Here is a 16255-nt window from a genome sequence, read left to right as displayed (position 1 = left end):
TCTTTTACATTGTACAAGACTGAAACAGGTATATTATAATGATTCATACTAGTGACGGAGGTGTCAATCAACATGGCAGATGAAATCAAAAAGAATGTTCCGCTCCTCCCATTGCGAGGCTTGCTTGTTTATCCAACAATGGTCTTGCATTTGGACGTTGGACGCGAGAAGTCTGTTCAAGCATTAGAACAGGCGATGATGAACGATCATATGATTTTTCTAGCAACACAGCGGGAAATTTCAATAGATGAACCAGGTGAAGAGGAAATTTTCAAAGTCGGCACCTACACAAAAATTAAACAAATGCTGAAGCTGCCGAATGGAACGATTCGTGTACTCGTAGAGGGCTTAAATCGAGCGCAGATCGAATCATATGTGGAGCTTGAGGACTATACGTCCGTCGATATTAAAGAATTGGCAGAAGAAGATTTAAAGGACGCAGAAGCAGAAGCACTCATGCGTACTTTGTTAGATCACTTTGATCAGTACATAAAAATTTCAAAAAAAATCTCAGCTGAAACATATGCAACGGTGACGGATATTGAGGAACCAGGGAGAATGGCAGATATCGTCGCTTCTCACTTGCCGCTCAAATTAAAAGACAAACAAGAAGTACTGGAAACAGTGGATGTCAAAAAACGTCTGAATCGTGTCATCAGCTTAATCCACAATGAAAAAGAAGTGCTGGAAATTGAAAAGAAAATTGGCCAGCGCGTCAAACGTTCAATGGAACGAACGCAAAAAGAATATTATTTGCGTGAACAAATGAAAGCCATTCAAAAGGAGCTTGGAGACAAGGAAGGGAAAACAGGCGAAGTCAGTTCATTAATGTCTAAAATCGAAGAGTCCAGCATGCCGGATTCTGTTCGTGAAACGGCGCTAAAAGAATTGAACCGTTATGAAAAAATTCCTTCAAGCTCTGCGGAGAGCTCTGTCATTCGAAATTATATTGATTGGCTGATCAATCTTCCATGGGGCATCTATACAGAAGATCGTCTAGATTTAAAGCTTGCAAGTGAAATTTTAGATGATGAGCATCATGGGCTGGAAAAAGTCAAAGAACGTGTGCTTGAATACCTTGCTGTACAGAAGCTGACCAATTCATTAAAAGGACCGATTCTTTGCTTAGCAGGACCTCCTGGGGTAGGGAAAACGTCACTTGCCAAATCGATTGCTAAATCACTTGACCGAAAGTTTATCCGTATCTCTCTTGGCGGTGTGCGTGATGAATCTGAGATTCGTGGACATAGAAGAACGTATGTAGGGGCGATGCCGGGCCGTATCATTCGCGGGATGAGTAAGGCAGGCACAATGAATCCGGTGTTTCTTTTAGATGAAATCGATAAGATGTCCTCTGATTTTAGAGGTGATCCGTCTTCTGCGATGCTTGAAGTGCTGGACCCTGAGCAAAATCACAACTTTAGCGATCACTATATTGAAGAGACATTTGATTTATCTCAGGTGTTATTTATTGCCACTGCCAACAATTTAGCAACCATTCCAGGTCCACTTCGTGATAGAATGGAGATTATCACGATTGCAGGGTATACAGAGGTTGAAAAAGCAGAGATTGTGAAAGATCATCTTTTGCCGAAGCAGCTAAAGGAGCACGGATTAAAGAAAGGGAACTTGCAGCTTCGCGAAGCAGCGATTTATGATACAATTCGCTATTACACAAGAGAAGCAGGAGTTCGCGGGTTAGAGCGTCAGCTTGCGGCCATTTGCCGAAAAGCGGCAAGAGCGATTGTGGCTGAAGACCGAAAACGCATCACAGTGACGGAAAAGAACTTATCTGAATTCCTTGGAAAAAGACTTTACCGTTATGGTCAGGCTGAAACAACAGACCAAGTGGGGGTTGTTACAGGACTTGCGTATACGACAGTTGGCGGAGACACCCTATCAATTGAGGTATCACTCTCGCCTGGTAAAGGCAAGCTCTTGTTAACAGGTAAGCTTGGTGATGTCATGAGAGAATCTGCACAGGCGGCATTCAGTTATATTCGTTCCAAAGCAGATGAACTGAACATTGATCCTAATTTTAATGAAAAGCACGATATTCATATCCATGTTCCAGAGGGTGCGGTTCCAAAGGACGGGCCATCAGCTGGTATCACCATTGCGACGGCTCTTGTATCAGCACTCACAGGACGTCCTGTGTCAAAAGAGGTTGGTATGACAGGAGAGATAACGTTAAGAGGAAGAGTGCTTCCGATTGGCGGACTAAAAGAAAAAGCATTAGGCGCACATCGTGCAGGATTGAAAACCATTATTCTTCCAAAGGACAATGAGAAGGATATTGATGATATTCCTGAAAGTGTGAGAGAAGGACTAACCTTTATTCCGGTCTCACATTTAGATGAGGTGCTTGAGAAAGCGTTGGTAGGAGAGGGAAGATGAAAGTAACAAAATCAGATATCGTCATTAGTGCGGTGAAACCAGAGCAGTACCCGAGCGGCGGACTGCCTGAAATCGCGCTTGCTGGACGATCAAATGTTGGAAAGTCCTCGTTCATCAACTCATTGATTAATCGTAAAAATTTAGCGCGTACGTCTTCTAAACCAGGTAAGACCCAGACGCTTAATTTCTACATTATTAATGATATGCTCCATTTTGTGGACGTTCCGGGCTACGGCTTTGCCAAAGTATCAAAAACAGAGCGCGAAGCCTGGGGTAGAATGATCGAAACGTATATTACAATGCGTGAAGAATTAAAAGCAGTCGTCCAAATTGTGGATCTGCGCCATAAGCCATCAGTAGATGATGTGAACATGTATGAATTCCTTAAATATTACGGAGTTCCAGTGATCGTCATCGCAACAAAAGCGGATAAAATTCCAAAAGGCAAATGGGAAAAACATGCGAAAGTCGTCAAACAGACGCTCGACATTGACCCTTCAGATGAACTCATCTTGTTCTCTTCTGAAACAAAAAAGGGAAAAGATGAAGCCTGGAATGCGATCCTTGCGAAGGTAAACGGCTAAAAAAAGCATCTGCGATGAGCAGATGCTTTTTTACATTAGTTTTCTTTTCAGCGTGAGATGAAAACCCTTGAAGTCTAGAAAGGACGAGTACTGGCGCGGAGCGAATTTGATATTCGTGAGCACCAGCACGCAGGACTGACACCGAATGCGAGGGTTTGTCTTCTCGCTGAAGGCATCTGCGATGAGCAGATGCTTTTTTATTGTATAAGTTATTTCCTTTTTAAAAATAATAAGAGGAGACTGACAGCAATCAGTACATAAGGCCAGTACAATTCAAAGCCAGAAGTAGGAATCGAAAGGGAACTTAGCTGTTTTGTAATTTGCTGAAAGAAATAAAGGAACAGACCGAGTGCGATCAGCACAACACTTTCAATACGATATTCTTTTTTCTGAGATGATTTCACAAAGAGTGCAAGTCCTACGATGAATACAATCATCGTAAATGTGTCTGGCCAGTGGTCCAATTTAGGCTGAAGAATAAAGTGTAGCGAAAGGCCTGTCATAAGCATACCGATAAACACATGAGCGCTTTCTTGCTCCTTTTTTCCTTGATATAAAAAAGCGAGGCCAAAAAGCAGTACAAGTGTATACCATTTCTCTTGATCCTTCCAAATGTCAAATTGACCTCCCGAGAGAATGGCATATAGCGCTACAGCCAGTAAAGTAAGCGGCAGCAAAATGGATTTTTTCTTCAAAGATGTCACCTTCTTTTAAGCAGATCATTTGTCCGCACGCGCCAAATCTGGTAAATTGCTTGAAGTGATGATATGGCATAAACGGTGTCGAACATTTTTCTACTATATCACAACATTTTTGAAATCTGTTCACAATTTTTATCCAGTTAAAAATGAATATATGTTATAATCATTATAAATAATAAATTCTATATTGTAATTATTATAAATTAGACAGGGCGTTGGGGGTGCAAGCTGAAGTTATGCATATTCTTGTTGTGGGTTTAGATTATAAAACAGCCCCTGTTGAGATACGGGAACAGCTGAGCTTTGAACCGAGTGAGCTCGGAACAGCGATGTCCAAGCTTAAAGAAGAAAAAAGCATTCTAGAGAATATCGTCATCTCAACATGTAATCGAACAGAGATCTACGCAGTAGTAGATCAGCTTCATACTGGACGGTTTTATATAAAAAGATTTTTAGCCGATTGGTTCGGTTTAGAAAAAGAAGATGTCTCTCCGTATTTGAAGTTCTATGAAAACGATGGAGCGGTTGAGCATTTATTCCGTGTGGCCTGTGGACTTGATTCCATGGTGATTGGTGAAACGCAAATACTCGGTCAAGTACGCTCCAGCTTTAAAGTAGCTCAAGAGGAGAAGACCATTGGTACCGTTTTTAATTATTTATTTAAACAGGCGGTCACTGTTGCAAAACGCTCTCATGCGGAAACGGATATTGCGTCTAATGCGGTGTCTGTCAGCTATGCAGCGGTTGAGCTTGCTAAAAAAATCTTTGGACGTCTTTCTGATAAGCATGTCCTGATTCTTGGCGCGGGCAAAATGGGCGAACTGGCGGCTCAAAACCTCCAAGGACAAGGAATTGGCCAAGTAACGGTTATCAACCGAACATTTGAGAAGGCAAAGGAATTGGCCGGTCGTTTTTCAGGAGAGCCTAAGAGCTTAAACCAATTAGAAAAGACATTATCCGAAGCGGACATTTTAATCAGCTCAACGGGTGCGAAACAATTTGTCATTACAAAAGAAATGGTCGAAAGTGCGAATAAAAAGCGGAAGGGCAGACCTCTATTTATGGTAGATATTGCTGTGCCCCGTGATTTAGATCCAGCCATTTCTGAAGTAGAAGGTGCTTTTTTGTATGACATTGATGACCTTGAAGGCATCGTGGCTGCTAACTTAAAAGAGCGCCGTGCAGTGGCTGAGCAGGTTGAGCTCCTGATTGAAGCAGAAATTGTAGAATTTAAGCAATGGCTGAATACGTTAGGTGTTGTTCCAGTCATTTCTGCACTTAGAGAAAAGGCACTCACAATTCAAGCCGATACGATGCAGAGTATTGAGCGGAAGCTTCCAAACCTCACAAACCGTGAAATGAAGCTGTTAAATAAACATACGAAAAGCATCATCAACCAAATGCTGAAAGATCCTATCTTAAAGGCAAAAGAAATTGCCGCGGAGCCAAATGCAGAGGAAAAACTTTTACTCTTTAAAGAAATCTTTGATTTACAGGTTGAAGATGAAGAGCAAAAGGTCGAACCTGTACAGGTGGAGCAAGGGGCATTTCAGCTGTTCAAACCAAATATGGCACAAGGCTTTGCTACAGTTGCCAGTGAGTGATTAAGCGATGATGGAATCCATTGTAGCGAGACTCAATGAAGCAACGATCTTAATCTATGCACTAAGTGTCTTGTTCTATTTCATAGATTTTCTTCAACACAACCGGAAGGCTGGAAAAATGGCTTTCTGGTTGCTTTCTATTGTCTGGCTGCTGCAAACAGTCTACATGTTCTATATTATGATGGAAACAGACCGATTCCCTGTGTTGAATGTAGCAGAGGGGTTATATTTTTATACGTGGGTGCTTGTGACACTTTCTCTTGTGCTCACAAAAATATTGCGCGTTGAATTTATTGTCTTTTTTACAAATGTGATCGGTTTTTCCATGATGGCGATTCACACCTTTACACCATCTGACCTCCATTCAGCAGAACTAACGGGGAAGCTGACGAGTGAACTGCTCGTGATTCATATTACGATGGCGATTTTATCCTACGGTGCCTTTTCACTTTCATTTGCATTTTCACTGCTTTATCTCTTTCAATATCGTTTGCTGAAAAAGAAAAAATGGGGAAAATGGCTTTTGAGAATTGAAGACTTATCAAAGCTGGATCATATGGCATACGTATTAAACATTATTGGTGTGCCAATGCTTTTGCTTAGTTTAATTCTTGGCATCATTTGGGCATATATCTCGTATGATACGTTGTACTGGACAGATGCAAAGGTGCTTGGTTCGTTTATTATGCTGTTTTTATATGGCTTTTACTTATATATCAGATTGGTGAGAAATATGCAGGGCAAAATCGTGGCATTTTGGAATGTCGCTTCATTCCTTGTGCTGATGATCAATTATTTTCTGCTTGGTAGCTTATCAACCTTTCATTGGTTTCAATAATGATGAGTCTTAAAGGCATTGTCGGGAGGAAGACGTATTGCGTACAATTAAAGTAGGTTCTAGACGAAGTAAGCTGGCAATTACACAAACAAAATGGGTCATTCAAAAGCTGTCTGAACTAAACCCTTCTTATTCTTTTGAAATAAAAGAAATTGTGACAAAGGGTGATCAAATTTTAGATGTGACCTTATCTAAGGTTGGCGGAAAAGGACTGTTTGTTAAAGAGATTGAGCAGGCGATGCTGAATCATGACATCGATATGGCGGTGCACAGCATGAAGGATATGCCGGCAGCTCTTCCGGAAGGTTTAGTGATTGGCTGTATTCCTGAGCGTGAAGATGTGCGGGATGCACTTATTTCGAAGAATCATCTGAGTCTCAGCGAACTGCCTAAGGGTGCAATTGTGGGAACGAGCAGCTTACGGCGCAGCGCACAGCTTCTTCAGGAAAGACCAGATCTTGAGATTAAATGGATTCGAGGAAACATTGATACGAGATTGGAAAAGCTGAAAAATGAAGAGTATGATGCCATTATTCTAGCTGCTGCCGGTCTGTCCAGAATGGGATGGAGCAAAGAGGTTGTGTCGGAATTTTTATCTCCTGAGACGTGCCTTCCAGCCGTTGGACAAGGCGCGCTATCGATTGAGTGCCGCGGGGATGATGAAGAGCTGTTGCAGCTTCTCGCCCAATTTACGAATGAATATACGAAGAAAACGGTCCTCGCAGAAAGAGCCTTCCTCAAACAAATGGATGGAAGCTGTCAGGTGCCGATCGCCGGCTATGCAACGATGAATGAGCATAATGAAATTGAACTAACAGGTCTTGTTGCATCTGCTGATGGGCACACAATTATTCGAGAAACCGTCACAGGCACTGACCCTGAAGCAATTGGGACAGCGTGTGCGAAGCAGATGGCCGATAAGGGAGCAAAGGATTTGATCGACAAGGTGAAAAAGGATCTGTCTCAATGAGCATAGGCAAATCGCTTCACGGACAGACGGTGCTTGTCACTCGAAATGAACGTCAAGCGGGCGTGTTTCAGCAAAAGATTGAAGCGCTGAACGGCCATGCGGTTTTAACCTCTCTTATTCGGTTTGAGCCTACGCTCACAAAAGAAAAAGCGCAGGACTTTTTAAAGGACTTAGAAAATAGCCAATGGCTTGTTTTCACGAGTGTGAATGGTGCGTCTTTTTTTCTGAACTACATAAAAGACCATCATTTCCAAAAGAGCTTATCCCATTTAAAAGTGGCTGCTGTAGGAGAGAAAACCTCTGCCTATCTTGAGCAGCACGGCTTGAAGGTGGATGTTGTGCCAGAACGATTTATAGCGGAAGAACTGGCAGATGCATTACTTGACCATGTACGCCCAGGAGATCGTGTGTTTGTAGCAAAAGGGCATCTATCACGAGATGTGGTGAAAGAGACCCTCGTTCCGCTCGGCATAGAGGTAAAAGAATGGATTTTATATGAAACAGTCAAGGATGAGGAAGGAATTGCTGCTCTTAAAACGGCAATGACGAAGCAATCATTTGATTTTATTACATTTACGAGCTCATCTACTGTTCATTCTTTTATGCATGTGATGGAAGCAGATGCAGCGAAGCTGGCCGCATCTGACACCTGTTTTGTGACGATCGGTCCTCTGACAAAAGAGGCACTGCTTCAATACGGGATTTCTTCTGAAACCCCAGATACTTATACGATAGACGGAATGCTTGATTTGATGTGCCGTTTATCTGAAAGGAAGTTGAACCATTGATGAAATTTAACAGACACCGCAGATTGCGGACAAGCGCAGGAATGAGAGAATTAGTCAGAGAAACTTTTTTAAGACCATCTGATTTCATTTATCCGATCTTTTTTGTAGAGGGAGAAAATGTCCGAAAAGAAGTCTCTTCAATGCCAGGTGTGTATCATATTTCTGTAGATCTTGTGAAAGAAGAAGTCCAAGTGCTTGTTGATCTTGGCATCAAATCGATCATTGTATTTGGTGTGCCAGATCATAAAGATCATGTAGGCAGTGAGGCGTATCACGATCACGGCATTGTTCAAAGAGCAACGCTTGAGATCAAAAAGCATTTCCCAGAGCTCGTGGTCATTGCAGACACTTGCTTATGCCAATATACAGATCACGGACATTGCGGAATCGTTGAAGATGGAGAAATTTTAAATGATGAATCTCTTCAGCTATTAGCGAAAACGGCTGTCAGCCAAGCGCGTGCAGGTGCAGATATCATCGCGCCTTCAAATATGATGGACGGATTTGTTGTTGCCATTCGTGAGGCACTTGATGAAGCAGGCTTTATTCATGTACCAGTCATGTCTTATGCCGTGAAATATGCAAGTGCTTTTTACGGTCCGTTCCGTGATGCAGCACATAGTACACCGCAGTTTGGAGATCGTAAAACATATCAAATGGACCCTGCAAACCGTTTAGAGGCTCTAAGAGAAGCGCAATCTGATGTAGAAGAGGGAGCTGACTTCTTGATTGTCAAACCATCTCTTTCTTACTTAGACATTATGCGTGATGTGAAAAATGAATTTACACTCCCTGTTGTTGCTTACAATGTGAGCGGAGAGTATGCAATGGTGAAAGCCGCTGCTCAAAATGGCTGGATTTCTGAAAAAGAGCTTGTTTTGGAAATGCTGACAAGCATGAAACGTGCAGGAGCAGAACTCATCATTACGTATCATGCAAAAGATGCAGCAAAATGGCTCTCGGAATAAAGAACGGATAGACAGGAGGACATTGAAATGGGACGTAGCTATGAAAAATCAAAACAAGCATTTGAAGAAGCACAGCATTTAATGCCTGGTGGTGTCAACAGCCCTGTACGTGCATTTAAATCAGTCAACACAGACCCGATTTTTATGGAACGAGGCAAAGGTGCCAAGATCTATGATATTGATGGAAATGAATACATCGATTATGTCTTATCATGGGGACCGCTGATTTTAGGACATACGAATGATCGTGTCGTTGAAAGCATTCAGCGAGTAGCGGAAAATGGGACAAGCTTCGGTGCTTCTACGTTAGTTGAAAATGAATTAGCTAAACTTGTATCAGAGCGGGTCCCTTCCATCGAAGTTATTCGCATGGTCAGCTCTGGTACAGAGGCGACGATGAGTGCACTTCGTCTAGCTCGCGGTTTTACAGGCAGAAATAAAATTGTGAAATTTGAAGGTTGCTATCATGGCCACGGTGATTCTTTGCTCATTAAAGCAGGTTCTGGAGTGGCAACGCTTGGACTCCCGGATAGTCCTGGTGTTCCTGAAGGGACTGCAAGCAACACGATCACAGTGCCGTACAATGATTTAGAAAGCATTCAAGTTGCTTTTCAAGAATTTGGCGACGATATCGCTGGTGTCATTGTAGAGCCGGTCGCAGGAAATATGGGGGTTGTCCCTCCGCAAGAAGGTTTCTTGCAAGGGCTGAGAGACATTACGGAACAATATGAATCATTACTCATTTTTGATGAGGTCATGACAGGCTTCCGTGTGGATTATCACTGCGCGCAAGGTTATTTTGGCATCACACCTGATCTGACGTGTCTTGGTAAAGTCATTGGAGGCGGTCTTCCGGTCGGTGCTTATGGCGGAAGAGCGGATATTATGAGACAAATTGCGCCAAGTGGTCCAATTTATCAAGCAGGAACGTTATCTGGTAACCCTCTTGCGATGACAGCAGGCTTAGAAACTCTAAAACAGCTGACACCTGAGTCTTATGAAGAGTTTAAACGAAAAGGTGACCGTTTAGAAGAAGGTATTTCGAAAGCAGCAAAAGCATACGGAATTCCATTAACGTTTAACCGTGCAGGTTCCATGATCGGATTCTTCTTTACAAATGAAGAAGTGATCAATTATGACAAAGCGAAAACAGCTGATCTTGCTTTATTCGCTGAATTTTACAAGGAAATGGCCGATCACGGTATCTTCCTCCCGCCTTCTCAATTTGAAGGACTATTCCTGTCAACAGCTCATACAGATGAAGACATCGAATATACGATTGAGACAGTGGAAAAGGTATTTCAAAAACTACGTCGATAAAACAAAAGCCGATATGGAGACATATCGGCTTCAGATTGTTGACAAAGGCTAAAATGATCTTGATTTTAGCCCTTTGTCTTTTTTCAGCGTGATAGAAAACCTTTGCAGTCTAGGAAAGACGAGCAGCGGAGCGGAGCGAATTTGACATTCGTGAGCACCGGAGCGCAGCACTGACAACGAATGCGAGGGTTTGTCTACACGCTGAGCCGATATGGAGACATATCGGCTTTTTGCGTTGGAGAAAACCAATCATATTTTCACTTCCTCCCACATACAACTGTATTGACATCTAATTTTATTTTTTAAGGATTAGATGAAAGGAGGACACCGACTTGTCTCAAAACAATCGATTACAGTTTTCGGTAGAAGAATCCATTTATTTCAAAAGCGGACAGGAAGTCAGTGAGCTGCTGTCAATTTCTCTCGACCCTGACATTCTCGTTCAAGAAGTGAATGATTATGTTTCCATTAGAGGTTCACTCGAGCTAACAGGAGAATACAACATAAATCAAGAGGAGCTATTGGGTGAATTGAGTTCCTTTCCAACATACAGGGAAGCAGATGAGGTAAAGGTAAGAGAAGACGGAACAGCGGAGCTTCTGCATCAATTTCCAGTCGATATCACCATTCCGAAGAACAAAATTAGTCATTTAAATGATGTGTTTGTGTTTATTGATGCGTTTGATTACCAGCTGACAGAGAATCGTTTGCTTACCATTCAGGCTGATTTAGCCATTGAGGGCTTGTTAGACGAGGAAACGTCTCAAGCGCCTGTAGAGGAGCCGTATGAATTTGTCCATCGTCCTGAAGAGGATTATGGCGATATGGCTTACGATTATCAGTTGCAGCCGGAACAAGAAGAACAAAAAGAGCTGCAAGGCGAAGAACATGAGGATGATGAGAAGCAGCCTGTTTTCCAACATGACACACGTGCTGAGCAAGAAGAACAGGAAGATCAAGAAGAAGAGGAAGAAGAAATTGAGATAGAACTGGTGAACAGGGAAGTAGAGGAAGTGTCCGAAGAACCGGAAGAATCAGAAGAACAAGAAGAGCCGGAACAGCCGAATAACCAAGAAGAAGCTATGGCACTTGGCTATCGATCCATCCCTGAAGCTCACGTGCAGGAACCGCCATTTTTTGAACCACCTAAGCTTTTAGAAGAAGAGGAGCGGGAGGATACATTCTTTGAAGTGGAAGTGAGAAAAGATCCGGAAGCTGCAGAAGAGCAGGAAGAAATGGTACAGTCGTATCCGGCATTTGAAGCACCTGCTTATCAAGTGGAATCTGAGCAAGAGGAGCAGGATGACGAATATCAGCTCGGGCGGTTATATGAACGGGAAGCACCTAAAATATATGAGTCAGCTCAAGAAGAAGAGGAGCTTGAAGAAGACGTGAGAGAAACGTCTGGCAGTGAGAACTCTCTTTATTTAACAAAGCTGTTCGCTAAGCAGGAGGAGGAAGATTTTTCTCGCATGAAAATATGTATAGTTCAGCAAGAAGATACGGTCGATCGTATTTGTGAGAGATATCAATTGAATGTGCAGCAGCTTCTTCGCACAAACTCATTATCGATTGATGCGGAGCTTGAGGAAGGGCAGATTCTTTATATTCCTGAATATCAAAAAAGCAACGCATAGCAAGCGATGACTGACCGAGAAAATGTGGTGAGTGAACGTGGATGAAATCCAATCTGTCTTATACGAATATGGACTTGAGGCTGAATATATTGAACCTGTCAGTCCTGTTGTCATCAAGGTATATACAAAGCAGGGTGTATTTGCCTTGAAGCGAGTAAAAGCCAACCGGCATATGCAATTTACTGAACAAATGCTTGAACTAGAATCAAAGGGATATCGCTCCTTTGTGCCGATTTATCGGACGAAGAGCGGTTCCTTTTTCTCAAGTCATCGGGAAAGCCAGTATGCATACTATCTTATGCCGTGGCTGACGAATGAAAAGAGAGAAGAGCAGGACGATAAGCACGAATATTTATTTCAAGAGATTGCAAGACTTCATAAGCGGACTGAAGTCTTGATGGATATCACAGAGCAAGAGATAGAAGCGCATTACACCCAAATCAAGACCAAATGGGAAACAGAGAAAGACATGTATGAACGATTCATAGAGCGGGCAGAACAAACGTGGTATATGTCGCCATTTGAGCTGGCCGCTGCTATGTATTTTTCAGAGGCGATGTCTGCCAGCGAATTTGCGCTTGAGCGTTTAGAAGATTGGCATGAAGAAATGAAAGACAAAGAGACAACGCGTGTTGTGCTAAATCATGGACAGCTATCGATCCATCATTTTTTGTATAATGATGTAGGAACAGGACATTTCACCAATTTCGAGCGGTCTAAAAAAGCCGCCCCCATCTATGATCTTCTGACCTATTACTTTCGGACATTCAAAACCTATCCCACGTCTTGTCCTGAATGCACTTCGTTGTTTTATACGTATCAAAAAGGAAACCCTCTTCGGGAGGAAGAACTGCATTTGTTCCTAAGCTACCTTGCTTATCCGCAAGGGCTGTTTGATACAGTAAAAGCCTATGAAGCAGGCGGGCAGGATGAAATGGAAAGCTGTCAGCAGCTGTTAAGAGCGTATTGGCAGATGAAAAATTCTGAGCCGACCGTCATGAAGATTCATGAGATTGAGCAGGCTAGACGGCTTGAAGAAGAACAAAGTGCCTCGTCATCAGCGGAATGACGAGGTTATGCTGCGTTGGCTTTATATGGGCAGGTACATAAGCATGAGTTTTTAAAACCAATCAAGATGAAAGGCACAGGCGAGAAAAATAAGAATACCTAGAATGAGGACGTCAAATGTTGTAGGGAAAATGATCGTACGAAATCCTTGAAATATAGCAATCGGGAGAACGACTTGGGAGGCAACTGCCCGAATTTGTCTCAGCCAGGGGGGGAGTGTGTAAGGATTGATCTTCTTCAAATCAAACGCCCTCCTTCTTCATTTTGTTATTATCATATGGGCAAAAGGGCGAAGGGTGCCTGCCCAATTTGTATAAAGAAGAAGAAAAGCGGAAAAGATGATTGACGAAAACAAAAGGCATTTAGTAATATTAATAAAAGATGAGTATGTGCTGATGAACGTGATATATCGTAAGCGTGGATCAGGAAGAGTACGAGCAAGACCCTAAAGAGAGGGAAGCCAAGAGCTGAGAGGTTTCCTAGGATGTACTTGTTTGGAAGGTCGCCTGTGAGCTTAATTTCTTGAATGAACAAGTAGAGAAATTCGGGAGAACCCCGTTATCCTTTAGAGTGTATGGGACACGTGTATGTGTCTCGTGAAAAAAGGTGGTACCGCGAAAAAGCTTTTTCGTCCTTTTATAAGGATGGAAAGGCTTTTTTTATGTTTCATCAGCCGAAAAAATGTGGAGGTTACACAAATGGGAACAAATAATCAAGAAATGCCAACAAAGTACGATCCTAATGCGATTGAAAAAGACCGCTATACGTACTGGCTTGAAGGGAAATTCTTCGAAGCACAAAATGACAAAACGAAAGATCCATATACAGTCGTCATTCCTCCACCAAACGTGACAGGAAAACTGCACCTTGGGCATGCATGGGATTCTACACTCCAAGACATCGTGACACGTATGAAACGGATGCAGGGCTATGACGTTCTTTGGCTTCCAGGTATGGACCATGCCGGTATTGCGACTCAAGCAAAAGTCGAGGCAAAGCTTCGCGAAGAAGGCGTAAGCCGGTATGACCTTGGCCGGGAGAAATTTGTGGAAGAAACGTGGAAATGGAAAGAAGAATATGCAGATTTTATTCGCAGCCAGTGGGCGAAAATGGGTCTTGGTCTCGATTACTCCCGTGAACGTTTTACTTTAGATGAAGGTCTGAATAAAGCCGTTCGCCAAGTGTTTGTTCAATTGTACGAAAAAGGGCTTATTTATCGCGGAGAGTACATCATTAACTGGGATCCAGCAACGAAAACGGCACTTTCTGATATTGAAGTGATTTATAAGGATGTTCAAGGTGCGTTTTATCACTTGAGATATCCGCTTTCAGATGGCACGGGTTCAATTGAAATTGCGACAACAAGACCTGAAACAATGCTGGGAGATACAGCCGTAGCCGTACACCCTGATGACGAGCGTTATCAGCATTTGATTGGAAAAACAGTGGTTTTACCAATTACAGGCCGTGAGATCCCAATCGTCGGTGATGACTATGTTGATATGGAGTTTGGTTCAGGTGCTGTGAAAATTACACCTGCTCATGATCCGAATGACTTTGAGCTTGGAAACCGCCACGGGCTAGAGCGTATTCTTGTCATGAATGAAGATGGCACAATGAATGATAATGCCCTGCAATACAAAGGGATGGACCGCTTCGAATGCCGCAAACAGCTTGTGAAGGATTTACAAGAAGAAGGCATTTTGTTCAAAATTGAGGAACACATGCATTCAGTTGGTCATAGTGAGCGAAGTGGAGCTGTCGTTGAACCGTATTTATCAACACAATGGTTTGTGAAAATGCAGCCGCTGGCAGACGAAGCCATTCATCTGCAAAAAGGTGACGACCAAGTTCAATTTGTTCCAGACCGATTTGAAAAGACATATTTACATTGGATGGAAAATATCCGTGACTGGTGTATTTCTCGTCAGCTATGGTGGGGACACCGTATTCCGGCTTGGTATCATAAAGAAACGAAAGAAGTATACGTTGGACTTGAAGCTCCAGAAGATATTGAGAACTGGGAACAGGATAACGATGTACTTGATACATGGTTCAGTTCAGCACTTTGGCCGTTTTCTACAATGGGCTGGCCGGATGCAGACAGTGAAGACTTCAAGCGCTACTATCCAACCAATCTGCTTGTAACTGGCTATGACATTATTTTCTTCTGGGTATCCCGCATGATCTTCCAAGGTCTTGAATTCACAGGAGAAAAACCGTTCAAAGATGTCCTTATTCATGGGCTTATCCGCGATGAACAAGGGCGTAAAATGAGTAAGTCGCTCGGCAACGGAATTGATCCAATGGAGGTCATCGACAAGTACGGTGCGGATTCATTAAGATATTTCTTAGCGACTGGAAGCTCACCAGGTCAGGATCTTCGTTTTAGTTTTGAAAAGGTTGAATCCACTTGGAACTTTGCGAACAAAATTTGGAACGCATCCCGTTTTGCTTTAATGAATATGGATGGTTTAACGTATGATGAGCTTGATTTAACAGGAGAAAAATCAGTTGCTGACCAATGGATTTTAACACGCTTAAATGAAACAATTGAAAGTGTCACACAGCTTGCTGACAAGTATGAATTCGGTGAAGTGGGCAGACATTTATACAACTTCATTTGGGATGATTTCTGTGATTGGTACATTGAAATGGCGAAGCTTCCGCTTTATGGAGAAGACGAAGCAGCGAAGAAAACGACTCGTTCGATCCTTGCGTATGTATTAGATCAAACGATGAGACTTCTACATCCGTTTATGCCGTTCTTAACAGAAGAAATCTGGCAGCATCTCCCGCATGAAGGTGAGTCCATTACTGTTGCGGCATGGCCTGAAGTGAAGCCGGAGCTTTCCAACGAACAAGCTTCTGCTGATATGAAGCTGCTTGTGGAACTCATCCGCTCTGTTCGTAACATTCGCAGTGAAGTGAACACGCCAATGAGCAAACAAGTTGAACTTTACATTAAAGCCTCTACATCTGATGTGCAGGAACGCTTAGAGAAAAACCGTTCATATATTGAGCGCTTCACGAACCCAAGTGTTCTTGAAATTGGCACAGATATCCCAGCTAGTGATAAAGCGATGACGGCTGTTATTTCTGGAGCAGAACTCATTCTGCCGCTTGAAGGCTTAATCAACTTAGATGAAGAAATTGCTCGTCTGCAAAAAGAGCTTGATAAGCTGACAAAAGAAGTGGAACGAGTACAGAAAAAGCTTGGCAACGAAGGCTTTATGAAAAAAGCGCCTGAAAGTGTCGTAGAAGAAGAGCGTGCGAAAGAACGTGATTATGTCGCAAAACGCGAAGCTGTTCAAAAGCGTATTGAAGAGCTGAAAGCATAAGGTTGAAAAGACGGCTCCTAATGAAAGGGAGTCGTCTTT

The 16255-nt window shown here is 42.7% G+C and carries 13 protein-coding genes and 1 other annotated feature; of the genes, 11 read left to right on the top strand and 2 right to left on the bottom strand.

All coding sequences use genetic code 11. The features are described 5' to 3' along the window. The first annotated feature begins 72 nt into the window (after positions 1-72). Together lon and yihA are read left to right on the top strand one after the other, a co-directional pair. On the top strand, positions 73-2397 hold the full coding sequence (gene lon, locus MHI46_RS12795) for an endopeptidase La (RefSeq protein ID WP_060596896.1): 2325 nt from the start codon (positions 73-75) through the stop codon (positions 2395-2397). Then, complete coding sequence (gene yihA / locus MHI46_RS12790; protein ID WP_024423177.1) at positions 2394-2981, top strand: ribosome biogenesis GTP-binding protein YihA/YsxC; 588 nt, start codon at positions 2394-2396, stop codon at positions 2979-2981. Before lon ends, yihA begins: the two co-directional genes overlap by 4 nt. Positions 2982-3190: 209 nt before the next feature. On the opposite strand, the gene MHI46_RS12785 is transcribed toward yihA, so the two are convergent. Then, positions 3191-3676, bottom strand: coding sequence for a hypothetical protein (locus MHI46_RS12785; RefSeq protein ID WP_034279808.1), 486 nt, complete (start codon positions 3674-3676; stop codon positions 3191-3193). Between the two features lie 242 nt (positions 3677-3918). On the opposite strand from MHI46_RS12785, the gene hemA reads away from it, so the two are divergent. The 8 genes from hemA (at position 3919) to ysxE (ending at position 12876) form a co-directional block, all read left to right on the top strand. Beyond that, a complete protein-coding gene (gene hemA / locus MHI46_RS12780; RefSeq protein WP_039180415.1) occupies positions 3919-5286 on the top strand; it encodes a glutamyl-tRNA reductase in 1368 nt (455 codons plus the stop codon). 7 nt (positions 5287-5293) lie between these two features. Next, the gene (locus MHI46_RS12775; protein WP_039180413.1) at positions 5294-6124 is read left to right on the top strand and encodes a cytochrome c biogenesis protein; all 831 of its coding nucleotides are present in this window, start codon (positions 5294-5296) and stop codon (positions 6122-6124) included. Positions 6125-6161: 37 nt separating this feature from the next. After that, positions 6162-7094: a hydroxymethylbilane synthase gene (gene hemC / locus MHI46_RS12770; protein WP_151284496.1), complete on the top strand. Its 933-nt coding sequence runs from the start codon at positions 6162-6164 to the stop codon at positions 7092-7094. Then, on the top strand, positions 7091-7882 hold the full coding sequence (locus MHI46_RS12765) for a uroporphyrinogen-III synthase (protein WP_260774559.1): 792 nt from the start codon (positions 7091-7093) through the stop codon (positions 7880-7882). Before hemC ends, MHI46_RS12765 begins: the two co-directional genes overlap by 4 nt. Then, complete coding sequence (hemB, locus tag MHI46_RS12760; RefSeq protein ID WP_260776101.1) at positions 7882-8850, top strand: porphobilinogen synthase; 969 nt, start codon at positions 7882-7884, stop codon at positions 8848-8850. Before MHI46_RS12765 ends, hemB begins: the two co-directional genes overlap by 1 nt. 27 nt (positions 8851-8877) lie before the next feature. After that, a complete protein-coding gene (gene hemL, locus MHI46_RS12755) occupies positions 8878-10170 on the top strand; it encodes a glutamate-1-semialdehyde 2,1-aminomutase (RefSeq protein ID WP_059375710.1) in 1293 nt (430 codons plus the stop codon). A gap of 332 nt (positions 10171-10502) precedes the next feature. After that, on the top strand, positions 10503-11807 hold the full coding sequence (locus MHI46_RS12750; RefSeq protein WP_260774556.1) for a LysM peptidoglycan-binding domain-containing protein: 1305 nt from the start codon (positions 10503-10505) through the stop codon (positions 11805-11807). A gap of 37 nt (positions 11808-11844) precedes the next feature. Beyond that, positions 11845-12876, top strand: a complete 1032-nt coding sequence (gene ysxE / locus MHI46_RS12745) for a spore coat protein YsxE (protein ID WP_260774554.1) — start codon at positions 11845-11847, stop codon at positions 12874-12876. Between the two features lie 51 nt (positions 12877-12927). Here ysxE and MHI46_RS12740 read toward each other — a convergent pair whose 3' ends face one another. Beyond that, positions 12928-13116, bottom strand: a complete 189-nt coding sequence (locus tag MHI46_RS12740) for a hypothetical protein (RefSeq protein ID WP_003216497.1) — start codon at positions 13114-13116, stop codon at positions 12928-12930. 168 nt (positions 13117-13284) lie between these two features. Beyond that, positions 13285-13514: a binding site (T-box leader), on the top strand. A 59-nt stretch (positions 13515-13573) separates the two neighbouring features. Between MHI46_RS12740 and MHI46_RS12735 the strand changes: the two genes are divergently transcribed. Then, positions 13574-16216 carry a valine--tRNA ligase gene (locus MHI46_RS12735; protein ID WP_059375704.1) on the top strand — a complete coding sequence of 881 codons (2643 nt, stop codon included), beginning with the start codon at positions 13574-13576 and terminating at the stop codon, positions 16214-16216. Positions 16217-16255 lie beyond the last annotated feature (39 nt).

Origin of the sequence: Bacillus sp. FSL K6-1000 (assembly GCF_038630785.1) — a bacterium.
Taxonomy (GTDB): Bacteria; Bacillota; Bacilli; order Bacillales; family Bacillaceae; genus Bacillus; species Bacillus safensis.
This window is presented reverse-complemented; position numbering and strand designations above follow the sequence as displayed.

Coding starts and splice junctions, on each gene's coding strand:
- yihA (WP_024423177.1), top strand. CDS start 2,394: ATGAAAGTAACAAAATCAGATATCGTCATTAGTGCGGTGAAACCAGAG.
- lon (WP_060596896.1), top strand. CDS start 73: ATGGCAGATGAAATCAAAAAGAATGTTCCGCTCCTCCCATTGCGAGGC.
- MHI46_RS12765 (WP_260774559.1), top strand. CDS start 7,091: ATGAGCATAGGCAAATCGCTTCACGGACAGACGGTGCTTGTCACTCGA.
- hemL (WP_059375710.1), top strand. CDS start 8,878: ATGGGACGTAGCTATGAAAAATCAAAACAAGCATTTGAAGAAGCACAG.
- hemA (WP_039180415.1), top strand. CDS start 3,919: ATGCATATTCTTGTTGTGGGTTTAGATTATAAAACAGCCCCTGTTGAG.
- MHI46_RS12775 (WP_039180413.1), top strand. CDS start 5,294: ATGATGGAATCCATTGTAGCGAGACTCAATGAAGCAACGATCTTAATC.
- MHI46_RS12735 (WP_059375704.1), top strand. CDS start 13,574: ATGGGAACAAATAATCAAGAAATGCCAACAAAGTACGATCCTAATGCG.
- hemB (WP_260776101.1), top strand. CDS start 7,882: ATGAAATTTAACAGACACCGCAGATTGCGGACAAGCGCAGGAATGAGA.